The organism is Mycobacterium sp. DL440 (genome assembly GCF_011745145.1).
In the GTDB taxonomy this organism is placed as follows: Bacteria; Actinomycetota; Actinomycetes; order Mycobacteriales; family Mycobacteriaceae; genus Mycobacterium.
Genome location: NZ_CP050191.1, coordinates 5,491,088 through 5,513,224 on the forward strand (window position 1 = coordinate 5,491,088; position 22,137 = coordinate 5,513,224).

Consider the following 22,137-nt stretch of genomic DNA (forward strand, 5'->3'; position numbering starts at 1 on the left):
AAGTGTGTGGCGGGTGTCAGGCATGCCCGCCCTGTTGGCCTGTGCCGCACTGGGATTCGCCGGCTTTTCCCTGCTGCTACCAGTTGCCCCGATGTGGGCGGTGCGGATCGGTGCGGACAACCTCGGTGCCGGTGTGGTCAACAGCGTGCTGATGCTGTGTACGGTCGTCGCGCAGCTGCTGGTCGGGCGGGTGTTACGGCGAGCCGGATGGGCGGTCACGCTGTCGCTGGGGCTGGTACTCCTGGGGGCACCGGCACTGCTGCACCCGCTCACCTCGTCGCTGTGGCAGGTGTTGGTCCTGGCAGCGTTGCGTGGATTGGGTTTCGGCATCCTGACGGTCTGCGGTGTCAGCGGCATCGCCGCCCTGATTCCACAGGAGCGCCGCGGCCGTGCGATCGGCGCGTACGGGCTGGCCATCGCCGCACCGCAGTTCGGGCTCATTCCACTGGCGCCATGGCTGGCCGAGAATGTCGGCTATCAGCTGGTATTCGTGCTGGCTGCCGCCCCGCTACTGGGGCTACTGCTGGCTTTTGCCCGCCCGGCACCGATCCTGGCCGACGAGGCGCATGCCGATCGCCTTCGCGGTATCGGCGGGCTCGTCGGCCCGATCGCAGCCCTCGTGGTGATCACCGCGGCCGGCGGTGGGATCCTCACCTTCGCCCCGCAATTGGGCGGTGCGGCAACCGCATTTGCGGCGCTGCTCGGCATGACCGGGACGGCCGCACTGGCTCGGTGGTGGATCGGGGGCGTTGCCGATCGTCACGGCCCGGCCAGATTCATCGCCCCGATGCTCGGCCTGGGCGCGGTCGGTCTGGCGGTGATCGGGACCGGCATCGGCATCGGCTCGATCAGGGGCGCAATCGCCGTGATTCTCGGCTGTGTCCTGCTCGGGATCGCCTACGGGGCCCTGCAGAACCTCACCCTGGTGCAGGCGTTCGCCGCCACCGGTGAGCGTGCCCGCGGCGCCGTCAGCGTGGCCTGGAACGTCGGATTCGACACGGGCACCGGCCTGGGGTCTCTCGTGGTCGGCGCGCTGGCCACGTCGTTCTCCTTCCCGACGGCGTTCGCGGTGATGACTGCGTTATGTGTGGGGGTGGGGTTGATGTGGGTATTCCCCCGGCATGACCGGCATGGACCAGGGCCAGGCTCCGCTGCTTGACGCGTTGCACGAGTACCACCATTCCAATCGGTACGGGTTTTCACCGCCGGGGCACCGGCAGGGCCGCGGTGTTGACCAGCGAGTACTCAAGGTGCTGGGCCGCGACCCGTTCTTCAGCGACGTTCTGGCCAGCGGCGGTCTCGATGACCGGCGGATGAGCAAGGGCTATCTCAAGCGGGCCGAGGACCTGATGGCCGAGGCGGTCGGGGCAGACGCGGCGTGGTTCTCCACATGCGGCAGTTCGTTGTCCGTCAAGGCGGCGATGATGGCGGTTGCGGGCACCGACGGCAGCCTCCTGCTCAGCCGGGACAGCCACAAGTCGGTGGTGGCCGGGCTGATCTTCTCGGGCCTGGTGCCACGTTGGATCACGCCGCAGTGGGATGCCGAGCGGCACCTGTCTCACCCACCGTCGCCGCAACAGGTGGAAGAGGCCTGGCAGCGGCACCCAGATGCGGCGGCCGCGCTGATCGTGAGCCCCAGCCCGTACGGCACCTGTGCCGACATCCAGGGTATCGCCGACGTTTGCCACGCCCGGGGCAAACCGCTGATCGTCGACGAGGCCTGGGGTGCGCATTTGCCGTTCCATGAGGACCTGCCGACATGGGCGATGAACGCGGGCGCCGACGTGTGCGTGGTGAGTGTCCACAAGATGGGCGCCGGCTTCGAGCAGGGCTAGGTTTTCCATCAGCAGGGTGACCTGGTGGATCCGAGCCGACTGTCCGCCTGTGCTGATCTGCTCATGACGACGAGTCCGAATGTGCTGGTGTACAGCGCGATTGACGGCTGGCGGCGGCAGATGGTGCAACACGGTCACGAGTTGATGGGCGCAGCGCTGGATCTGGCGAACGAAACCCGGCGCGAGATCGAGGAGATCGATGATGTCGAGGTGCTCGACAAAGAGCTGCTGGGCAAGGAGGCATCACACGATCTGGACCGGCTGCAGGTGTTGATCGACGTCGCGGCGACCGGCACATCGGGTTATCAGGCCGCGGACTGGCTGCGGGAGTACTGCGAGCTCGATCTCGGGATGACCGACCATCGCCGGGTTCTGGCCACCATGTCACTGGCCGACGGACCCGACACCGCGGCCAGGTTGGTCGAGGCACTCAAGCTGTGGCGCAAGGCCGCCCACGATTTCGACCCACCACCACGCGTCCACCTGCCCGCTCCCGCCGAACTGGAGCTGGAGACCGTGGTCGCGCCCCGCGACGCGTTCTTCGGCCCGGTCGAAGACGTTCCGGTCGAGAAGGCAGCCGGACGGATCTCCGCCGAGCAGATGACCCCGTACCCGCCGGGTATACCCGCGGTGGTCCCGGGTGAGCGGATCAACCAAGCCGTGCTCGATTACCTGCGCACCGGCCTGGCCGCCGGGATGAATGTGCCCGATCCGGCCGACCCTTCGCTGGGCACGGTCCGGGTCATCGCGTAGGCGGTGCGAAGGTCGGTGACCAGGCCGTCGAAGGATTCCTCGCGGGTGTCTGACGGTCCACGCAGCACGGCCGACGGGTGAATCGTCGCTACCAGCGGAGGGTCTCGCTCGGACATCAGGCCCGCAGCGTGGAGGATCTCCCATCGGTGGCGAGAGACCCGAAAGTCGTTGCCCAGAAGCGATTTCGCGGCAGTCGCTCCGAGCAGGACCACGACCTCCGGGGAGACGGTGTCCAATTCAGCGAGGATCCATGGCCGGCATGCCTCCACTTCGGTTCGGCTGGGGGTCTTGTGGATACGGCGTTTGCCGCGCTCGTTGGTGGTGAACTTGAAGTGCTTCACGGCGTTGGTGAGATAGAGCTCGTCACGGTCGATCTCGGCTGCGGCCAAGGCTTTGTCCAATATTCGGCCCGCTGGACCGACGAAGGGCTCTCCCGCCCGGTCCTCCCGGTCACCCGGCTGCTCGCCGATCAACATCAGCCGGGCAGACGGTCGTCCGGACCCGAAAACCGTTTGTGTGGCGTCTCGATAGAGCGGGCACCCCTCGCATTGGCGCGCGGCCTCGGTGAGCTCGGCCAGCTCACGTGTGTCGGGCACGAATGGCGCTGCGCTGTTCATTGCCGTGGAATACCCGATCGACTGTTTGCCACGCGCAAGTGCGGGTATCCGTTGTGATGACACAAGGAGATGATCGCCATGACCGGGGCATACGCGGCCAAGAGGGTACTTCACCGCAGGAGCAGCCTTGAGGCCGCGGCCCTGGGAATCGGCTGTCGGTTGGCCGTGAAGAACGTGGTCCGCGCCTGGGCGTTGCAGCCTGATCTGGCGTGGCCGCTCAGCTCCATTGATCAAATTGTCGGATTGGTCCCGCGGCGCTCGCCGGTGTCGGTGCAGCCCGTGGCACTGCCGAATTGCCCGGCGGAACTGGTGCGCGCACCGGGGATATCGGGGCGTAACGCGGTTCTGTACTTGCACGGTGGGGCGTTTCTTACCTGTGGGCTCAACACCCACCGTGCTCTGGCTTCTCGATTGTCGGCTGCGGCAGACGCACTGGTGCTCAACGTCGGCTACCGGATGTTGCCCGTGTGCGGCCTTGCCGACGCGGTCGAGGATGCCCTGGCCGGGTTGTCCTGGCTTCGGCGGCGGGGTTACGGCGCCGAGCGGACAGTGATCGCCGGCGACTCGGCCGGTGGATACCTGGCCTTCGGGACGGCGCTCAGGTCGCTGGCCCGCGGTGTGGTGCCGGCAGCCGGTCTCGCCGCGATCTCGCCGTTGATCGATCTGAACCCGGCGCAAAAAATGGCTCACCGCAATGTCTCTCGGTGCTCGATGTTCACCGGTGCGGCGTTGTCGGCATTCGCCCGGTGTGTGCGGGGGAGCCAATGTGAGCCCGAACGGTGTGACGCCGAGCCGTTGATCGACCCGGCCACAGCCGATCTGACGGGTATGCCGCCGGTCATGATCCATGTGGGGGCCGACGAATTGCTCTTGGCGGACTCGGAATTGGTGGCCGACCGGCTGGCCGCCGCGCATGCACCCTGTGAGCTTCACGTCTGGAGCGGCCAGATCCACGACTTCCCGCTGGCCGCCGAGATCCTGCCGGAAGGAAGGCGGGCCATCGGCTATATGGGCGACTTCGTCAAAGGTGTGACCGCCGCACCTGCTCAGCGTGCAGCCTGATCGATCTGCCGCAGTTTCCCGCGGCGGTGCCGTGGGCATCCCACCACCATGAGCGATATCGAAAATGGCCCGGACGATACTCTCTCGCCGAGTGAGTCGACCGATTCCGACGAAGTCGCCAATAGCGACGGTGACGATGTGGTCGATCCGCCGGAGCAGTGGCACGGCGCTGACCGGGCGGGCGAGCCGGAATCGCTCGAGAGCAAACTGGATGCGGAACGGCCCGACAAGCCGGCCGGCGCGGCGCCAGCGCGAGATGTCGACGAGGCGATCGCCGAGCCTGAGGGCTTTCGGATCATCAGCCCCGACGATGAGCCTCAGGAAGGGTGACGAAATCCACCCGGGCGGCGGAGAACTCCGTCAGCCGGCCTGGCGTTGCAGTGTGACAGAGGCCGTGTTGGCGTCGGCGTGGGTGGCGATGCCACTGCCCTTCGCCGTGACGGCCAGTGCGGTCCGGTCCCCGCGGAACAGGTCGCGCGAGAACTCGCACGGAGAACCGTTCTGGTCGTAGGTGACCCGCGTGATCAACAGCAGTGCAGCCTTGGGCTTGATGCCGAGCAGGGTGGCTTCATTGCTGGTGGCGTTGACTGCCTCGATGCGCTCATCGGCCCGGCCGGTGACCAAACCGTATTGGGACTGCAGGATTTCGTAGAGTGACCCACCCAGCTGCTGGTCGAGCAGGCCGGGAAAGGTGTCCGCGGGGAACTGCGCGTGTTCGAGCGAGATGGGCGAGCCGTCGGCCAGGCGGACGCGCTGGATCTCGATGACGTAGTCACCGGGGCCCAGGCGCAGCGCGTTCCGGGTGGCGTCGTCGGGGGTGGTGATGCGCGTGGAGAGCACCCGGGTACCGGCGACATAACCCTGGTTGGCCAGGAATGCTGGCACACCGACCACATCGGAGAGGTGCCGCTCCACCTGCCCGTGGCTGATGAAGATGCCGCCGGCCCGGCCGATAACCCGGTGCACCAACCCGGCTTCCTCCAGGGCGGCCAGCACCTGGCGCAGGCTGGAGCGACTGGTGCCGTGACGTTCGGCCAGGTCACGCTCGCTGCCGAGTTTGGCGCCGGGGGCGCCCGCGTTGATGTCGGCGACGATGCGCCTGCGCAACTCTTCGCTGTGAACTGCCACCCCGGCCCCCTGCCCGTGTATTGGTACAGCCAATTCTATCCGGGCTGAACTAGAGTTCAGCGATCGCCATGTGTGATTCGGGCAGAATCTGCCCGCCGTCCACGACCAGCGACTGTCCGGTGATGTAGGCGGCCTCGTCAGTGGCGAAGAACAACGCCGCATTGCCGATGTCGGCGACCGATCCGAGACGGCCCGCAGGCACTGCCGAGGCCATTTGGTTGAGGTAATCCTGGCCCATTTCGCCAAGGCCCTCGGTGATGATGTTGCCGGGCAGGACGGCGTTGACGGTGATGTTCTTGGGTGCCAGTTCCATTGCGGCGGTGCGCAGGAAGCCCAGCTGAGCAGCCTTCGACGCACCATAGTGTGACCAACCGGGGTAGCCGGTGATCGGACCGGTGATCGACGAGGTGATGACGACGCGTCCGTGGCCGCTGGCGGTCAGCGCCGCGAGCGCGGCCTGCACGATGTACACGGTGCCCTTGAAGTTCACCGCAAGGACCTGGTCGATGTCGTCGGGGGTGAGGTCTTCGATGCGCCCCGACGGGAAGATACCGGCGTTGGCGCAGACGATGTCCAGTCCGCCGTGCCGCTCTACGGCGGCACTGACCACCTGACGGGCGTCTTCGGGGCTGGTCACGTCCGCGCGCAGGGCGCTGACCCGCCCGGGGGCGTCGGCGGACGCCGCGACCGCCTCGTCGAGGTCGGCCTGGTTGCGACCGGTGATCAGGACGTCCACACCGGCGTTGGCGAAGGTCCGGGCGATGCCGCGGCCGATGCCCTTGCTGCCGCCGGTGACGATGGCCGAGCGGCCCTGAAGCGAAGCGAACATATTGGGGTCCTTTGAGGGTCAGGTCAAGGTGAGGCCGTTGGAGCGCAGGTAGCGCTCGGCGAGTTCGCAGCTGCCGGCGGCATAGCTGATGGCCTTGGTGGCCGATTCTCTGGAGTGACTGTGAGTGCCCATCCAGGCCAGCAGCAGCAGCCTGCGCAGCAGGACGAAGGAGGCCAGCATGTCTTCGTCGGAGACCGGCAGATCGCGCCGGGTGCGGTAGCCGTTCACCCAGGCATCCTGCCACTCCGGCAATGCTGGATCATCCTCGATGAACGAAACTGCGGTACCGAAATCGTAGAAATACCAGCCGAATCCACAGTCATCGAAGTCGATGACCGTGATCTTCGGGGATCCGGTCGGGTCGGGGTCCACCAGCAGGTTGGCCAGCCGCAGGTCGGCGTGGATCAGACCGTAGACATCGGGTCCGGTGCCGTAGGCATGCAGCCGATCGTGCAGCAGCGCCTGGGCGCGCTCCAGCACCTGCTGCTCTGCCGAGCCGACGCCGGAGGCGTCCTGCCAACGGCCCCAGCGCGGAGTTCCGCCCAGGCTGTGCTCCCAGTCCCAGGAGAACCTGCCGAACCCGGTCGGGCGTTCCCACCGCTGCGAATGGTCGTGCAGCGCAGCGGTGATCCGGCCCAGCGTGTGGAAGTCGTCGAGGGTCAGCGTGCCCTCGTCGGGCTCGGCCCCCTCAACCATGCCGAAATGTACGACATGGCGGGCGATTCCGCCTGTCTCCTCACCGTTGACGGTGACCAGCCGCCGACCGTCGCTGGTCGGCAGCACGGTCGGCACCGTGACGTCACTGTCGGTCTGCAGGGCCTGCAGCCAGTCCAGTTCGGACTCGATCTCATGGGGTCGGTGGTAGTCCTGCCGGTGCACCCGGAGGATGGACTGGGTGCTGCCATCTTCGACGAGATAAGTGGCGTTCTCGGACAGGTTCAGCAACCGCAGCGTTGCGTCCGTCCCGATGTCGTACTGGCGTAACGCCAGTTGGGCGACATCGATCTCGTCGGTGATGACCATTAGTGATCCCGTCCTTCGATACCGTTCAGCACCCCAGTGATCCGGTCCCGTGCCACCGTCACATCAGCAGTGCTGCCACCGATGTAGAGCCTTCCAGCAGCACCGATCATCTGCACGTCCACCACAGTAAGCCCGGGTGCGGCGCGTTCCGCCTCATTGGCCGCCACCGCTGCGAACAGTGCCGGGGTCATCTCGTACACCAGCAGAGACTGCCCGGGCAGGATCATCGACGCCTGCCGGTTGCGGTTGAGGATCACCGCGTGCTGATCGGTGATGTTTTCGATGATGTCGTGGTACAGCACCTGTGGCCGCAGCTGGTCGGAGGCCTTGTTGCCGGTGCCGGCCAGGATCGCCTCGCCGGCGCGCCGGACATCCTCCAGGTTGGCCGAGTGGATCTCCAGGACACCGAATTGGCGTTCCACGTACAGGATTCCGGGCTGGATGCCGGGAACCTCACGTAGGGCCAGGTCGATCACCCGCTCGATGGCCAGGGCGGGGGACACCTCGACGATCAGCGCATGCTCACCTTCATACGGTGGGTATCCCCGGGCCCGGGTCGGCGTTCCGAGGTACGCGGCGAACTGGCGCTGCAGATCCTCCACCAACAGGTAGACACGGATCTGGGTGCGGATCCGTGTGCTCTCCTCCGCTTTGGTCGGCATGGTTACTTGCTGGCGACCGCGAAGTGCGCGCCGAGCTCGTTGTGCGGACGCGGGATGACGTGCACGCTGACCAGTTCGCCGACCTGCGAGGCGGTCTCGGCACCGGCCTCGGTGGCGGCCTTGACGGCGCCCACCTCGCCGGTGACGATCACGGCGACCAGTCCGTCACCGACTTGCTGACGATCGGTGATGGTGACGTTGGCGGCCTTCACCATCGCGTCGGCGGCGGCCAGCGCAGCCACGTAGCCCTTGGTCTCGATCAATCCGATTGCATTGCTGGACATGGGTGTTTCTCCTTATTTGTTGGGGTTGGTGTCGATGGATCCGATGATGAGGGCGTCGACGGGCGGCGGGGTTCCGGTGAACCAGCCCGAAGCCACCGAGCCCTGGGCCACGAGGACGTGCTCGCCCACGCCGCTGCCCAGGACGTCGAAGGCGATCAGCTTCGATCCGGTGCCGTCGACCTCGACCTCGAGGAACGCGCCGGCGGGGATACCGTCGATGCGCCGGGTCGACCACACGTTGCCGGTGACAGTCGCTGCTAGCACTTTGGCTCCTTTTCAATCTTGATTCCCAAGGTGCGGGCCTTCTCCCGGGCCAGCGGGGTGAGCACCGCCTTGCGACCGAGCACGAGCGTGCCGCCGGCCATGTCGGCGATCTGGCGTTCGGTGACGGCACCGGTGTCGATGCGCCTACTGGCGCCGCCAGCCGAGGGCCGGGCCGATCCGGTCAACCGGAAGCTGAGCCGGCCGGCCTTGAGGTCAGCGCGGGTCTTTGGGCTTTCGAAGAGCCGCAACAACTTCCGGACGAAGCCGTCGAGGTCCTTGTCATTGGCCAACTGCACGGTCTCGGTGCGGTTCTTGCCGTCGGCCGCGCGAGGTCCGGTGGGCTGGAGGCCCATCTGGTCGGCGACCGTCGGCGGGGCCGGAGCCGGCGGCGGGGGGTCAGCCGCCGGCCCCGGGGTCCTGGCGGCAGCGCCGGCATCGCGGACCGCCTCCCGCACCACCTCACGCACCAGCGCGCGCAGTTCGTCACGGTTCATGCAGTCGCCCTGGCGAGTGCGTCCTGCGCCGCCTCGGCTGCGGTGCGGATATCGGCCTCGGTACCGGACAGGTACACGCGGCCGGTGGCACCGATCATCCGGAAGTCGACCACCTTGATGTCGGCGGCCTTCTCGGCCTCGTTGGTGGCCAGGATGGCGTAGGACGCCGGGGCAACTTCGAGCACGAACAGCGACTCGCCCGGCAGCACCATCGACCCGATCTTGTTGCGGTTGATCAGGAATGCGTGTTGGTGGTCGATGCTGGAGATGATGCGTGAAGCCAGCACGTTGGCCTGCTTTGCCGCACTTACGTCACCGCCCAGCTCGTCGAGTGCGGCATCGGCCGCCGCCTTGACCGCGCCGGTCTCCCCGTGGAACTCCAGGTAGCCGAATTGCCGTTCGACCACCAGGATTCCGGCCTTGACCTCGGCGTGCTTGAGGGCGACGTCGGTGACGCCCTCGATGTCCAGTCCGGGAGCCACCTCGATGATCTGGGCGGCCTGGTTGGCCCGCGGCAGCGCACCCTTGATCCACGTGCCCAGATACGACATGGTCTGCGGTTGCAGCCGGTCGATGAAGATGAAAGAACGAAGTTCAGCCACAGCCCTACCTCTTGATCAGTTGTGCGAGTTCTTCGACGACCAGTGCGCGCAGTTCGGCACGCAGCGTGTCCAGTCCGGGATCCGACGACCGGTTGACGGTCGGGTACGAGCGGCGCGCCGTGACGGGCACACCGTCGCGATCGTTGGAGGCGCGCGGGTATTCCGGCACGGGGCCGGCCGGTGCCTGCCACGGGTTGATGCCGACGAAGTTGCCCATCGCCACGCCGGAGTCGCTGTTGTAGGCGATGCGAGCCCAGTTGATCAGGTTCTGCGGCTGCAGGTTCTCCCCGATCGAGCTTCGCCCGACGAATCCGGTGCCGATGGTCATCGACGGCGCCAGGTTGGTGTCCAGCCCGGAGCTGCCGGTGGAGTTGCCGACGTTGACCGACACCCGCAGCACGGGCACCTGAGCGGCGAAATCGGTGATCACCGAAGGGTTCTCGCTGTGGATGGCGGCAGAATGTCCGGCCCCGCCGATCCGCACCACGGCCCGGGCCGCCCGGATACCGCGCGCGGTGTCGGCAACGGTGGTCATGCCGAGTACCGGAGACAGCTTCTCGTGGGCCAGCATCTCCTCGCTGATCACGTCATCGAATGGCGCGATCAGCACTCGGGTCTTGGGGGTGACCCGCAGGCCGGCCTGTCCGGCGATCCATGCGGCGTCGCGTCCGACCACGTCGGTGTTGAGGTGGCCGTCGGCGAACATGTAGGCCCGCAGCCGCCGGGCGCCGTCCGCGTCGAGGATGTGCGCCCCGGCCCGGGTCAGCGCCGAGCGCAGTTTGTCGGCAACGGCGTCTTCGACGATCAGTACCGACTCGTTGGTGCACAGCACGGAGTTGTCGAAGGCCTTGCTGTCCACGATCCGCTTGGCCGCGGCGTTGATATCTGCACTGGCGTCGACGAACACCGGAACGTTGCCCGGACCGACGCCCAGTGCCGGGTTGCCCGACGAGTACGCGGCGCGCACGACGCCGGTGCCGCCGGTCGCCACGATGACGTCGGTGCGCTCGTCGGCCATCAGCGCCTGCACGAGAGGGATCGACGGCTCGTCGATCACCTGCACGATGCCGTCCGGTGCGCCGGCCGCGACGGCGGCCTCGCCGAGCACGCGGGCCGCGTCGGCCGAGCACTGCTTGGCCCGCGGATGCGGAGCGACGACGACGGCGTTGCGGGTCATCAGCGCCAGGATCACCTTGAAGTACACCGTGGCAACGGGATTCGTGGTCGGTGTCAGTGCCAACACCACGCCCGCGGGCCGGGGCAACTCGACAATCTTGCGGGCCTGGTCGATCCGCGGCGACACATAATCGCCAGCGGCGTCCCCGCGAGCGTAGTAGTCGACGATGCCACGCGAGCAGGCCCGGTTCTTGGTGGCCTTGTCGGCCACCACACCCATTCCGGTCTCGGCCACTGCTTCGGCGGCGAACCGTTCGGCCTCGGCGTAGCCGGCCTCGGCCACCGCGTTGACGATGTTGTTCACCGCCGCGGCGTCGTAGTCGGAGTACGCTGCCGCGGCCCAACGGGCCCGTTCCAGCATGTGGCCGGCCTGTGCGGTACTGGTCATGATGCTTTACGTCCTCTCACGACGGTCTCGGCCCTGGCCACCGCGACGGCGAGGCGGTCCAGGACGTCCTCGCAGAGTTCGCGCGAGAGCAGGAGACCCGGTTTGAACTGCAGGACACGGGGATCCAGCGTCGAGAAGATCGCCCACACCCCGTTCTCGTAGAGCTCCCGCATCACGAACTTGGCGCCTTCGGGGTGGTCGAACTCCAGGCCGATCACCACACCGTTCTGCCGGATACCGACGAACCAGTCCGGGTGGTCGGCCTGGATGCGCTGCAGCCCGTGGTCGAAGATGTCGGCGATGTAGTGGACCATCGAGCGCACTTCGGGGCGGGTGGAGATCTCGAGCGTCTTCAGCGCGGCGACACAGCCCAGCTCGGCGCCGCCGAAGGTGGAGATGTGGCCGAAGCCGTCCTCGTCGAGCCACTTCGCGGCGCGATCGCTGAGCAGGGCCGCGGTGATCGGGTACATGCCACCGGACAGGCCCTTGCCGGTCACCAGGATGTCGGGCTCGATGCCGTGTTTGGTGATGCACCACAGCTCACCGGTGCGCATCAGACCGGTCTGCACCTCGTCGGCGATGTAAAGAGTCCCGTGCTTCTCGGTGATCGCCTTGACGGCTTCCAGATATCCCGGTGCGGGCAGCGGGAATCCGTAGGTGGCCGGAATGGTCTCCATGATCACCGCGGCGACGTCGCCGGGGGCCAGCACCTGTTCCATCGCCTCGACGTCGTTGAACGGCACTTGGAGGAACTCATCGGGCTGGTCGGCCAGAAACATCTTGGCGAACCGGTCGTCGCCGGTGGCCACCGCCAGACCGGTGTGGCCGTGGTAGGCCTTGACGATCGAGACGATCTTGCGGCGCTTGGTGGCGTGGCGGGCACTCTTGAGGGCGATGTCGATCGCCTCACCGCCTCCGGACCCGTACGCCACCTTCTTGATGGACGCCGGCGCGGTCTCGACCAGGCGCTGCGCCAGGGCGGTGCGGGCCACTGACGGGAAATGGTGGTTACCGACGTCGAAGTGCTGCATGCCCTCGGTAATCGCCTGCATCACTTCGGGATTGCGGTGACCCAGATTGTAGGTGCCACCGTTGAGGTGCAGATCGATCAGGCGGCGTCCGCCCATATCCCACAGGAAGTACCCTTCCCTGCGGTCGATCACGAGATCGACTCCCGTGTCGGTCCAGAACTGTGTCTTGTCTGGATTCCAGAACGTTTTCGCCTTCTCCAGCACTTCGGCTTTGGATTCGAACGTGAACGTGCCGTAGTCGTACATGCGGCTCCCTTGAGTAGCTACCCGGTAGCTGTGATGGGCCTCACCGTAAACGGTCGCAACCATTTATGTCAATGGTTGCAGAAAGTCCTTGCCAATCAATTTTGGTAGTGCCAATATACGTAAGTCTCGACTGTGGCCCGGGCCACATCAGGCATCCAACTGTTACCTGGAAGGTGCCCCGATAGATGACCGATCAAGCTGTCGCTGGGAGCGAAGACACAGCTCACGACGTACAAAGACTCAAACGCAACGCCGTCGGCACGGTCGGCGTCATCTTCATGGCGGTGGCGACCGCCGCTCCGATCACGGCAATGGTCGGTAACGTCCCTATCGCTGTCGGCTCGGGAAATGGTTCGCACGCGCCCGCCGGCTACATCGTCGCGACCGTCGTCCTCGGCCTCTTCGCGGTGGGCTACGCGACCATGGCCAAGCACATCACCACCACCGGTGCCTTCTACGGCTATATCTCCCACGGCCTCGGCCGCATCGCCGGGATGGCCAGTGGCGGACTGATCACCATGGCCTATGTGGTGTTTGAGGCCTCGTTGATCGGGATCTTCTCGTTCTTCTTCCAGAACCTCATGCAGACCCAACTGGGCATCCACATCCATTGGGTGATCCCGGCGCTGCTGATGCTGGTGACCAACGCGGTCCTGACCTACTTCGACGTCAATCTGACTGCGAAGGTGCTCGGCGTGTTCCTGGTGACCGAGATCGTCATGCTCGCACTCGGCGCGCTGGCGGTACTGGTCAAGGGTGGTGGTCCGCAGGGCTTCGCGGTCGCCGAGACCCTCAACCCGATCGGGGCGTTCACCCCGGCCGCCGGAATCGCCGGTGCCAGCGCAGGATTGGGTCTGTTCTTTGCCTTCTGGTCGTGGGTCGGCTTCGAATCGACCGCCATGTACGGCGAGGAGTCGCGCAACCCGAAGAAGATCATCCCCCGGGCCACCATGCTGAGCGTCCTCGGCGTCGGCCTGTTCTACGTGTTCGTGTCCTGGATGGCGATCGCCGGCACCGGACCGCAGCGCGCGGTGGAGCTCGCGCAGGATTCCGCGACGTCTTCGGAGATCTTCTTCGGCCCGGTGCGCAGCACCTACGGCGAGTGGGCGATCACGGTCTTCAACATCCTGCTGGTCACCGGTTCGTTCGCCTGCGGCATGGCGTTCCACAACTGCGCCTCGCGCTACCTCTACGCACTGGGCCGGGAAGGCCTGTCCAAGAACCTGCAGAAGACCATCGGCTCAACGCATCCCACCCACGGGTCTCCGCACATCGCCTCATTCGTGCAGAGCGGTATCACCCTGGTGATCATCCTGTCGTTCCTGTTCGCCGGGATGGACCCGTACGTGCACATGTACACACTGCTGGCAATCCTCGGCACCATGGCGATCCTGATCGTGCAGTCGCTGTGCGCCTTCTCGGTGATCAGCTACTTCCACATCCGCAAGAACCATCCGGTGTCCAAGCACTGGTTCAAGACGCTCATCGCCCCCGGCCTCGGCGGAATCGGCATGCTCTACGTCGTGTATCTGCTGTGGGAACACAAGGACGCTGCCGCGGGCACCGCATCCGGCACGCTGTTGTTCAAGCTGACCCCGTGGATCGTGGTCGGGGTGTTCGTGTTCGGCGCGGCCATGGCGACCTACTTCAAGCTGCGCGATCCGCGCCGCTACGATTTGATCGGCCGGATCGTGTTCGAGGACAACGTTGTTCGAGACTGAACTGTTCGAGGCGGAAGTCTTCCGCGACTGGAACACCGACCTGGCGGGTAGATGGACTCCTTCGAACGTCTCCTGCTGAAGTTCGTCCTCGCGTGGGCTCCCTACGGGGGTCCGCGCGAGGACGACGTCTGGCTTGAGTTCGGGATGACCGCTGAGCAGTTGTGTGCCCGGTTCGTCAGGATCGTCTCCGGTCAGGTGTCCAGGGCCAGGTCGCTGTCGGCCGACGACCGCTGCCTACTGGAACGTGCCTGCCGGTACCTGCGTCACCAGCGTGAATCAGGCAAACGCCGCGCGTAGATTCGCGCACTGGCTGGCCAGGAAGGCCTGGGCCACAGGTGTTTTCGCGGCGATCTGGTCGAACCCGTGGAAGGCCCCGTAGACCTCTTCGACCTGGCATTCGACCCCGGCGGCCCGCAGGCGCTCGGCGTAGGCCATGTCCTCGTCGTGGAACAGGTCCAGCGTCCCCACGCCGATCCAGGCCGGCGGCAACCCGGCCAGATCGTCACGGCGTCCCGGTACCGCGGTCATCGGATCGGCACCACCGAGGTAGGCCGACCAGCCGAATTTGTTGCTGCCCTGCGTCCACAGCCGGTGGCCGGGATTCTCCAGCTCCGGGCCCACCGAGCGGTCGTCGAGCATCGGGTACACGAGTATCTGTGCGGCGAGGGAAACCTCGCCGCGGTCACGGGCGAGCAGCGCCAGGGCGGCAGCCAGTCCGCCGCCTGCGCTGGCGCCGGCGACCGCGACCCGTGACGCGTCGACCGCGGGAAGCGCGGCGAGCCATTTCAGTGCCTCGTAGCAGTCCTCCAACCCGGCCGGGTAGGGGTTCTGCGGCGCCAGGCGGTACTTGACCGCCGCTACCGTGATGCCGAGTTCCCTGGCAAAGCGCCGGCACAGGGCGTCGTCCTGCGCCGGGCTGCCCAGTACGTAGCCACCGCCGTGGATCCACAGCAGCGCGGGCGTCGGTTCGGTGATCCCGGTCGGCCGGATCAACCGCACCCCGACACCGGAGCTCAAGGTGAGCACCTCGACGTCCTCGGGCGTCTGCCGGTTCTGAAGCCCGGTCAACCGCTGAAGCAACGGCAGCGAACGCCTGGTCACCAGCTGACGTGGGATGAAGCGGGCGATGCGTTCGAGGTCCGGGTGGAAACCAGTGGCGGTCGTCACCCCACAGTTCTACCCGGTGATCTCGGTCGTGTGAAAAAGATGCCGCGAGACGCTGGTAAGACGTCGACATTGGCGGACACTAACGTCGTGAAGGCTTCAGTCGACGGTCGTGGAGGAGTACGGGGTGAACCCCGGGGTGGATGAGGTGTCCCGTGAGTGGCTGAGGCTGCTCGACGGGTCTCCTGCCGAGCGGGCAGCCGGCGTGGAGCGGCTGCACGCGCTGCTGGTGCGGATCGCTCGTCGCGAGGTGCACCGCAGGCAGACACCGATCCGCGGAGCCGAGCTCGATGACCTCGCGCAGCAGGCCGCCACGGACGCCACCTTGGCGATTCTGGGCAAGCTGCCGACATTCCGAGGGGAGAGTCGGTTCACCACCTGGGCATACAAGTTCGTGATGTTGGAGGTCTCCAGCAAGCTCGGCCGACACCATTGGCGTAATCCGCCCGTCGCGCTGGGACAGCAAGACTGGGACCGGTTGCCGGCCGGCGCGGGGATGGACCCCAGTGCGCAGGCCGAAGCCGCCGAACTAGTCGCGGCGGTGCGAGTGGCGGTCGAGACGATGCTCACCGAACGTCAGCGGCTGGTGTTCGTCGACATCGTGCTTCACGGCGTGCCGCTCGATGCGCTTGCGCACAAACTGGGAATCAGCCGCGGCGCGGTCTACAAGACGGTGTGGGATGCGCGGCGAAAGATCCGCGCCTACCTGGTGACCAACAATTATGTGAACGTCGACGTTGTATTGGATGCCCCATGACCGAATGGACGCGGCTGCAACAGTTCCTCGCGACGGATCCGCGCGACATCGGATGCGACGAGGCGACGGACCTGCTGCACATCTACGCCGAACTGGCACCCGCCGAGCGGGCCGCCCGCTATCCTGGCGTGCTGGCGCACCTTCAGGCCTGCACGCCGTGCGGTGAGGACTTCGACGGCTTACTGGCAGCGCTGGCCGCGGAGCCCACCGAGGACTGATCGGGCGAAATTTCCGCGGCCGCACAGGTAAGACATCGACTGGTGCCGACGCTCATGATCGTGAACCTCAAGAAGCAGTACGACTTCATCGTGTGCGGGTCCGGTTCGTCGGGGTCCGTGGTGGCCCGGCGTCTCGCCGAGAATTCCGAGGTCAGCGTGTTGCTGCTGGAAGCCGGCGGTCTCGACGACGCACCGGCCGTGCAACGGGCGGACCGGTGGCCGCAGAACCTTGACACCGAACGGGACTGGCAGTTTTCGGCCGAGGCCAATCCGCACCTCAACGGCCGGGCGATCCCGATGAATATGGGCAAGGTGCTCGGCGGCGGCTCAAGCATCAACGTGATGATGTGGTCGCGCGGTCACCGGGACGACTGGGATTTCTTCGCCGCCGAAGCCGGTGACCCGGCCTGGGGGTACGAGTCCGTGCTCGACATCTATCGGCGTATCGAAGACTGGCAGGGTGTCCCGGACCCGGACTATCGCGGCACCGGGGGCAATGTGTTCGTCCAGCCCGCACCCGATCCCAATCCGATCGCGCCTGCGGCCGTCGCTGCCGCAGCCACGGCGGGCATACCCACCTACGAGCACCCCAACGGCGCCATGATGGAGACGGCGGGCGGTGCCGCGCTCAGTGACATCCGGGTGCGCGACGGCGTGCGACAGTCGGTGTTCCGCTCCTACCTTCATCCCTATCTGGGCCGGCCCAACCTCACTGTGCTCACCGATGCCCTGGTGACCCGGGTGACGCTGGACGGCTCGCGGGCAACCGGGGTCGAGTTCGTCTGCGCGGGCAGTACACACCGGGTCGCCGCCGCGGCGGAGGTGGTCCTGAGCCTGGGCGCCATCAACACACCGAAAGTGTTGATGCTCTCCGGGATTGGCGATGCCGCCGAACTCAACCGGCATGGCATCGCCACCGCGTCACACCTGCCCGGCGTTGGCCGAAACTTGCAGGACCATCCCGGATTCGGCTGCGTGTGGGAGTACCGGACCCCGTTGGCCGCCCGTAACACCGCGTCCGAAGCCACCTACTTCACCAAGAGCGATTCCCGTCTGGGCGCTCCGGACCTGCAAACCTGCCAGATCGAACTGCCGCTGCCGAGCGTCGAGAACGCCGCTCGATTCGGTGTGCCGCAGGCTGGTTGGACGTTGTTCGTCGGACTCGTACGTCCGGCCAGCCGCGGCAGCGTGCAGTTGACCGGAGCCGATCCGGCCGACCCCGTGCGCATCGACCCCAACATGCTCTCCGACCCCGCTGACCTGGTGGCTGCCGTGGCCGGGGTCGAACTGTGTCGCGAGATCGGCAACGCCGCACCACTGGCTCCCTACACCCGACGAGAAGTCATGCCGGGCAACCTCAGCCGTCGCGAGCTCGAGACTTTCGTGCGCGATGCCGCCTGCACCTATTGGCACCAGAGCTGCACCGCGAAAATGGGGCGCGACGAGATGTCGGTCGTGGACGGCGATCTCCGGGTGTACGGCGTCGAACGCCTCCGCATCGCCGACGCCTCGATCATGCCCCGCGTCACGACCGGCAATACGATGGCGCCGTGCGTCGTCATCGGGGAACGTGCCGCGCAACTGCTCAACGACGCCTATGCGTGAGTGTGCCGGTTCGTCAGGACTTGTTGAGCACGATGAACAACGCGGCGATCAGGTTGTCGCGGGTCACGATGTAGTTGGTGAGAATCAACTCCTCGGGCAGGTTCGTTTTGTCGTAGTCGCCGTCGTAGCGGGCACGCAGCACCGTCACCCCGGACCGTTCCACCACCTCGACGACCCGCATGGTGACTCTGTCACCGACGATCTCGTCGCGCACCCAGGTACGGATGGCGTCGGGTGTGGTGAACTCACGCTGGTTATCGTGGACCAGTGCGTCAGGGGTGAAAGCGGCCAGTACCGCCTCGACATCGAAAGAATTGACGGCGTCGACGTAACGGCGCGCCGCGGCGGGTACTTGAGACATCTGTTCAATGGACATGCCGACAGCGTCGACCCGTCGGTAGGCGGAGGGTCAAGGCCGAGATCGAACCTTGAGTCTCCCCTTGGGGGAGCCTTCACACTGACCTCATGACGATCGATCTGTCCATCGGCGATTTCTCCCGAATGACGCAGCTGTCGGTCAAGACGCTGCGGCACTATCACGAGGTCGGCCTGCTCGAGCCGGACCGTATCGATTCGAGCACCGGGTACCGGTACTACGCCGCCGACCAGGTGCCGACGGCCCAGGTCGTGCGCCGGCTGCGTCAGCTGGGCATGCCCATCGCCGATGTGCGAGCGGTGCTGACGTCCGCCCCCGCCGACCGCAACAGGCTGATCAGCGGTCATCTGCAACGGTTGGAGGACCAACTCGCCGAGACCCGCAGCGCCGTAGAATCCCTGCGCGCGATCCTCGAACGCCCCGTGGGGAATTCAGCAGCTGCGACGATCGAGCACATCAGCGTCGCGGCGACCGCGGCCGCTGCGATCACCGCGACCGTCGACCGCGACGATCTGTTGCCCTGGTGGCACGGTGCGATGGGCGAACTGCGGGCCACGGTCGCCGCCGATACCGGCTCGAGGGCCATCGGTGCGCCCGCGGCGCTGTTCGACTTCGACATCTTCGCCCACGATCACGGCACCGCGACCGTGTTCATTCCGGTCGAACGCGGTGTGCGGCCGGCCGGGCGCGTACAGGACGTCGTCATCCCGGCGGCCGAGCTCGCGGTCCTTCGTCACCGCGGATCGCATGACGATGTCGACCTGGTCTACAGCGCTCTCGGCGAGTACGCGAACCGCCACGAGATCAGTGTCGAGGGCCCGCTGCGTGAGTACTACGAGCGATTTACTTGGGACACAGACGATTCCACGGAGTGGTTGACCACATTGTGCTGGCCGGTTTTTCGGGCTGACGCATGAGCGCGTTGCAGGGGCGGCGCGCGGTGGTCACCGGCGGCACCAAGGGCGCGGGTGCGGCCATCGTCGCGCGGCTGCGGTCCGCCGGCGCACACGTGACCGCGGTGGCCCGTCACCACGGTGACGGCGTCCTGACAGCAGATGATTTCGTCGCCGCGGACCTCACCTCGGTGATCGATGTCGCCGATCTGGCCTCTCATATTCGCCGGAACGGCGGCGCCCAGATCCTGGTGCACACAGCGGGCGGCTCCGGGGCGCCACCCGGAGGTTTCGCGGCGCTGAGCGATCAGGACTGGGCCGACGAGCTCAACCTGAACCTGTTGGCGGCGGTTCGGCTCGACCGGGCACTGCTGCCGATGATGATCGAAGCCGCCACGGGCGCGGTGGTGCATATCGGGTCGATTCAGAGTCGGATGCCGCTGTATGACGGCACCCTGGGGTATGCCGCGGCAAAGGCTGCCCTGCGGGCCTACAGCAAGGGACTGGCCAATGAGTTGGCGCCCAAGGGCATTCGGGTCAACACCGTATCCCCGGGCTTCATTCAGACCACGGCAGCCGAGGCGTTGATCGATCGTATCGCCGCAGCCGCCGACGGATCCCGTGAGGAGGCACTCGAATCGTTGATGTCCGCGCTCGGTGGCATCCCGCTGGGGAGGCCGGCCCAGCCTGCCGAAGTCGCCGAGGTGGTCGGGTTCCTGGTGTCCGACGCCGCATCCTCGATCGTGGGTGCCGATGTGGTGGTCGACGGCGGCACGGTGCCGACGGTGTAGGCCCGGCGGCTACTTCAGCAGCGGATCGCGGGGCAGGCCCAGGATCCGCTCGGCAATGGTGTTGCGGGTGATCTCGGAGGTCCCTCCCGCGATGGTCATGGCCCGGTTGCCCAGGTAGGCCCGGCTCAGCTTCGGCGTCTGTCCGGTGACCCCGGCCGAGCCGACCAGATCCATGCCCAGCTCCGTCAGATGCTGAGAATGCTCGGCGACCAGCAGCTTGGTGACGTTGCCCTCGGGTCCGGGCTCGGTGCCTGCGATGGCGCGGCTGACCCGGCGCAGGTTCAGCAGCCGCAGGGTGTGGCCCACGGCGATCATCTCACCGGCGCGGCGTACGTAGCGGGCCCCGTCGGGATCGGCGTCGATCAGAGCCACCAGTTCGTCGGCGTCGAATCCCGTCGGAGCGGCCGAACCGCCGCCGATGGAGATGCGCTCATTGCCCAGGGTGGCGCGAGCGACCAGCCAGCCCTTGTTCACATCGCCGACCACATCGGTGTCCGGGACGAACACATCGTCGAAGAACACCTCGTTGAAGTGGGCGTCGCCGGTCAGCCCGCGCAACGGATTCACCGTCACCCCAGGGGCTTTCATATCGATCGCCATCATGGTGACACCGGCGTGCTTGGGGGCGTCGGGGTCGGTGCGCACCGTGGCCAGGCCCCACTGGCAGTGCTGGGCCAGGCTGGTCCACACCTTCTGGCCGGTGACCCGCCAGCCGCCGTCGACCTTCTTGGCCGCGGTGCGAACCGCGGCCGCATCCGAGCCGGCGCCCGGCTCGGAGAACAGCTGGCACCACATGACCTGCCCGCGCAGCACGGGCTCCACCCAGCGTTCGCGCTGATCTTCGGTGCCGGCCTGGGCGATGGTCAGGGTCACCCAACCGGTGATACCCATGTCTGCCCGCTCGACGTCGGTGAACTCCTCCTCGATCACCAACTGCTCCAACACATTCGCGGCCCGGCCCCATGGCTTGGGCCAGTGCGGCACCAGATAGCCGGAATCCACCAGGTAGTCGCGGCGCCTGTCCTCGGACAGTGCGTGCACCGCGGCCGCCGCGTCCCTGGCGTCCTGGCGGTACTGCTCGGCCTCGTCCGGTAGCGCGAACGACGCGCCGTGCGCCTGCCCGCTGCGTTGCCCGTCGACGACGTCGATCAGGGGATCGGCACCGTCGCCGAGCACCGCGGCCAGGGTCCGGGCCCGGCGCAGGTACAGGTGCGCGTCATGCTCCCAGGTGAAGGCGATGCCGCCGTGAAGCTGAACGTTGTTCTGCGCACAGAAGATCTGGGCCCGGATGGCGTGGGCGGCGGCCACCGCAGCGGCGAACCAGGCACCGTCGAGGTCGTCGGCGCGGGCAGCGTCCCACACCGCGGCGGTGGTCTGTTCGGCGTCGACGAGCATGTTGGCCGCGTGGTGCTTGACGGCCTGGAAGGTGCCGATGGTGCGACCGAACTGCTCGCGCACCTTGGCGTACTCGACCGCCATGTCCAGTGCGGCCCAGGACACGCCGACGGCCTCCGCCGAGCCGAGGATACGGAACACTGTGCGTGCCCCACGTGCGGCGCCGCGCAGGATGCGGCTCTCGTCGACCGTGACCGCGCGCAGATCCACGGCGCCGATGCTGCGGGTGGTGTCCAGGGAATCCTGTGCGGTGACGGTGATTCCGTCGGCCGTGGCCTCCAGGACGACGATGTCGTCGCCGGCAGCCAGCACGAGCACCTGCGCGTCGGGTGCGCCCAGTACCGCGCGTGCCTGCCCGCCGAGTAGGCCGTCGGCACCGATAGTCACCGAGCCGGCCAACCCGATGGCGCCCACAGCCGCGCCGCTGGCGAGGCCCGGAAGGAGTTCGGCCCGAACGGAATCCGGTGCGTAACGGTCGATGACCACCGCGGCGGAAACGGTCGGCAGGAAGGGGCCCGGGCACAGTTCGCGCCCGGCGGCCTCGGCTACCACCGCCAGTTCGGGCAGGCCGAACCCGGAGCCGCCGTACTCCTCGGAGATGGCCAGTCCGTTCCAGCCGAGTCCGGCGCCGGCTGACCAGAGCTCGTCGGGGTAGCTGCCGGCTTTCTCCAGGGTGGCGCGGGCGGCCGCGCGGCTGTCGAGCCGGTTCAACTGCCCGAGCGCGGCGTCGGCAAGGTCCTGGTGCTCTTCGGTGATGGCCAGCGCTGACTTAGTCATGGTTAGCGAAGCTAACGGGGGTTACGCGGAGAAGTCGACGTGATGC

At 66.8% G+C, this 22,137-nt stretch carries 24 protein-coding genes and 1 pseudogene; 11 read left to right on the forward strand and 14 right to left on the reverse strand.

All coding sequences use genetic code 11. The annotated features are described in order from the left end of the window. Window positions 1-22: 22 nt before the first annotated feature. Both HBE63_RS26765 and HBE63_RS26770 read left to right on the forward strand, forming a co-directional pair. The gene (locus tag HBE63_RS26765; protein ID WP_166910247.1) at window positions 23-1,159 is read left to right on the forward strand and encodes an MFS transporter; all 1,137 of its coding nucleotides are present in this window, start codon (window positions 23-25) and stop codon (window positions 1,157-1,159) included. Continuing rightward, a pseudogene (locus HBE63_RS26770) lies at window positions 1,131-2,588 on the forward strand (aminotransferase class I/II-fold pyridoxal phosphate-dependent enzyme). The gene HBE63_RS26765 and the pseudogene HBE63_RS26770 overlap by 29 nt, the downstream one beginning before the upstream one ends. Here HBE63_RS26770 and HBE63_RS26775 read toward each other — a convergent pair. Next, a complete protein-coding gene (locus HBE63_RS26775) occupies window positions 2,504-3,205 on the reverse strand; it encodes a UdgX family uracil-DNA binding protein (protein ID WP_166907747.1) in 702 nt (233 codons plus the stop codon). The pseudogene HBE63_RS26770 and the gene HBE63_RS26775 overlap by 85 nt on opposite strands. Window positions 3,206-3,274: 69 nt before the next feature. Here HBE63_RS26775 and HBE63_RS26780 point away from each other — a divergent pair, with 69 nt between their 5' ends. Next, a complete protein-coding gene (locus tag HBE63_RS26780; RefSeq protein WP_166907749.1) occupies window positions 3,275-4,267 on the forward strand; it encodes an alpha/beta hydrolase in 993 nt (330 codons plus the stop codon). 48 nt (window positions 4,268-4,315) lie between these two features. Next, window positions 4,316-4,597 carry a hypothetical protein gene (locus tag HBE63_RS31990; RefSeq protein WP_166902210.1) on the forward strand — a complete coding sequence of 94 codons (282 nt, stop codon included), beginning with the start codon at window positions 4,316-4,318 and terminating at the stop codon, window positions 4,595-4,597. Window positions 4,598-4,627: 30 nt separating this feature from the next. On the opposite strand, the gene HBE63_RS26790 is transcribed toward HBE63_RS31990, so the two are convergent. Genes HBE63_RS26790 through HBE63_RS26835 form a run of 10 tightly spaced genes read right to left on the reverse strand, consistent with a single transcriptional unit; the run spans window position 4,628 to window position 12,394 of the window. Continuing rightward, window positions 4,628-5,395 (reverse strand): GntR family transcriptional regulator, encoded by a 768-nt coding sequence (locus tag HBE63_RS26790; protein ID WP_166907751.1) that lies wholly within the window; start codon window positions 5,393-5,395, stop codon window positions 4,628-4,630. Between the two features lie 49 nt (window positions 5,396-5,444). Further along, window positions 5,445-6,224, reverse strand: a complete 780-nt coding sequence (gene fabG / locus HBE63_RS26795; protein ID WP_166907753.1) for a 3-oxoacyl-ACP reductase FabG — start codon at window positions 6,222-6,224, stop codon at window positions 5,445-5,447. A gap of 18 nt (window positions 6,225-6,242) precedes the next feature. Continuing rightward, window positions 6,243-7,247: a phosphotransferase enzyme family protein gene (locus HBE63_RS26800; protein WP_166907755.1), complete on the reverse strand. Its 1,005-nt coding sequence runs from the start codon at window positions 7,245-7,247 to the stop codon at window positions 6,243-6,245. Then, window positions 7,247-7,909 (reverse strand): microcompartment protein, encoded by a 663-nt coding sequence (locus tag HBE63_RS26805; protein ID WP_166907757.1) that lies wholly within the window; start codon window positions 7,907-7,909, stop codon window positions 7,247-7,249. The genes HBE63_RS26800 and HBE63_RS26805 overlap by 1 nt, the downstream gene beginning before the upstream one ends. A 2-nt stretch (window positions 7,910-7,911) precedes the next feature. After that, entirely contained in the window at window positions 7,912-8,193 is a 282-nt protein-coding gene (locus HBE63_RS26810; protein ID WP_044514625.1) for a BMC domain-containing protein, read from the reverse strand. A gap of 12 nt (window positions 8,194-8,205) precedes the next feature. Continuing rightward, a complete protein-coding gene (locus HBE63_RS26815; RefSeq protein WP_166907759.1) occupies window positions 8,206-8,457 on the reverse strand; it encodes a EutN/CcmL family microcompartment protein in 252 nt (83 codons plus the stop codon). Beyond that, window positions 8,451-8,951: a hypothetical protein gene (locus tag HBE63_RS26820; RefSeq protein WP_166907761.1), complete on the reverse strand. Its 501-nt coding sequence runs from the start codon at window positions 8,949-8,951 to the stop codon at window positions 8,451-8,453. Before HBE63_RS26820 ends, HBE63_RS26815 begins: the two co-directional genes overlap by 7 nt. Further along, on the reverse strand, window positions 8,948-9,553 hold the full coding sequence (locus tag HBE63_RS26825; protein WP_166907763.1) for a BMC domain-containing protein: 606 nt from the start codon (window positions 9,551-9,553) through the stop codon (window positions 8,948-8,950). Before HBE63_RS26825 ends, HBE63_RS26820 begins: the two co-directional genes overlap by 4 nt. 4 nt (window positions 9,554-9,557) lie before the next feature. After that, window positions 9,558-11,117 carry an aldehyde dehydrogenase family protein gene (locus HBE63_RS26830; protein WP_166907765.1) on the reverse strand — a complete coding sequence of 520 codons (1,560 nt, stop codon included), beginning with the start codon at window positions 11,115-11,117 and terminating at the stop codon, window positions 9,558-9,560. Further along, the gene (locus HBE63_RS26835; protein WP_166910249.1) at window positions 11,114-12,394 is read right to left on the reverse strand and encodes an aspartate aminotransferase family protein; all 1,281 of its coding nucleotides are present in this window, start codon (window positions 12,392-12,394) and stop codon (window positions 11,114-11,116) included. Before HBE63_RS26835 ends, HBE63_RS26830 begins: the two co-directional genes overlap by 4 nt. 185 nt (window positions 12,395-12,579) lie before the next feature. Here HBE63_RS26835 and HBE63_RS26840 point away from each other — a divergent pair, with 185 nt between their 5' ends. Both HBE63_RS26840 and HBE63_RS26845 read left to right on the forward strand, forming a co-directional pair. Continuing rightward, window positions 12,580-14,115 carry an APC family permease gene (locus HBE63_RS26840; RefSeq protein ID WP_166907767.1) on the forward strand — a complete coding sequence of 512 codons (1,536 nt, stop codon included), beginning with the start codon at window positions 12,580-12,582 and terminating at the stop codon, window positions 14,113-14,115. A 51-nt stretch (window positions 14,116-14,166) separates the two neighbouring features. Next, window positions 14,167-14,412 carry a hypothetical protein gene (locus HBE63_RS26845; RefSeq protein WP_166907769.1) on the forward strand — a complete coding sequence of 82 codons (246 nt, stop codon included), beginning with the start codon at window positions 14,167-14,169 and terminating at the stop codon, window positions 14,410-14,412. Here HBE63_RS26845 and HBE63_RS26850 read toward each other — a convergent pair. Next, window positions 14,392-15,282, reverse strand: a complete 891-nt coding sequence (locus HBE63_RS26850; protein WP_166907771.1) for an alpha/beta hydrolase — start codon at window positions 15,280-15,282, stop codon at window positions 14,392-14,394. The two genes, HBE63_RS26845 and HBE63_RS26850, sit on opposite strands and share 21 nt — an antisense overlap. 124 nt (window positions 15,283-15,406) lie before the next feature. On the opposite strand from HBE63_RS26850, the gene HBE63_RS26855 reads away from it, so the two are divergent. From HBE63_RS26855 to HBE63_RS26865, 3 genes are read left to right on the forward strand one after another with little or no spacing between them, the layout of a single operon-like run. After that, window positions 15,407-16,036: an RNA polymerase sigma factor gene (locus tag HBE63_RS26855; protein ID WP_243858311.1), complete on the forward strand. Its 630-nt coding sequence runs from the start codon at window positions 15,407-15,409 to the stop codon at window positions 16,034-16,036. After that, the gene (locus HBE63_RS26860) at window positions 16,033-16,254 is read left to right on the forward strand and encodes a hypothetical protein (protein ID WP_166907773.1); all 222 of its coding nucleotides are present in this window, start codon (window positions 16,033-16,035) and stop codon (window positions 16,252-16,254) included. The genes HBE63_RS26855 and HBE63_RS26860 overlap by 4 nt, the downstream gene beginning before the upstream one ends. A 54-nt stretch (window positions 16,255-16,308) precedes the next feature. After that, a complete protein-coding gene (locus HBE63_RS26865) occupies window positions 16,309-17,859 on the forward strand; it encodes a GMC family oxidoreductase (RefSeq protein WP_166910252.1) in 1,551 nt (516 codons plus the stop codon). Window positions 17,860-17,872: 13 nt separating this feature from the next. On the opposite strand, the gene HBE63_RS26870 is transcribed toward HBE63_RS26865, so the two are convergent. After that, window positions 17,873-18,235: a nuclear transport factor 2 family protein gene (locus HBE63_RS26870; RefSeq protein ID WP_208301221.1), complete on the reverse strand. Its 363-nt coding sequence runs from the start codon at window positions 18,233-18,235 to the stop codon at window positions 17,873-17,875. A gap of 89 nt (window positions 18,236-18,324) precedes the next feature. Here HBE63_RS26870 and HBE63_RS26875 point away from each other — a divergent pair, with 89 nt between their 5' ends. Further along, window positions 18,325-19,152, forward strand: coding sequence for a MerR family transcriptional regulator (locus HBE63_RS26875; protein WP_166907775.1), 828 nt, complete (start codon window positions 18,325-18,327; stop codon window positions 19,150-19,152). Beyond that, the gene (locus HBE63_RS26880; protein ID WP_166907777.1) at window positions 19,149-19,919 is read left to right on the forward strand and encodes an SDR family oxidoreductase; all 771 of its coding nucleotides are present in this window, start codon (window positions 19,149-19,151) and stop codon (window positions 19,917-19,919) included. Before HBE63_RS26875 ends, HBE63_RS26880 begins: the two co-directional genes overlap by 4 nt. 9 nt (window positions 19,920-19,928) lie before the next feature. On the opposite strand, the gene HBE63_RS26885 is transcribed toward HBE63_RS26880, so the two are convergent. Continuing rightward, a complete protein-coding gene (locus tag HBE63_RS26885) occupies window positions 19,929-22,091 on the reverse strand; it encodes an acyl-CoA dehydrogenase (RefSeq protein ID WP_166907779.1) in 2,163 nt (720 codons plus the stop codon). Window positions 22,092-22,137: the final 46 nt, after the last annotated feature.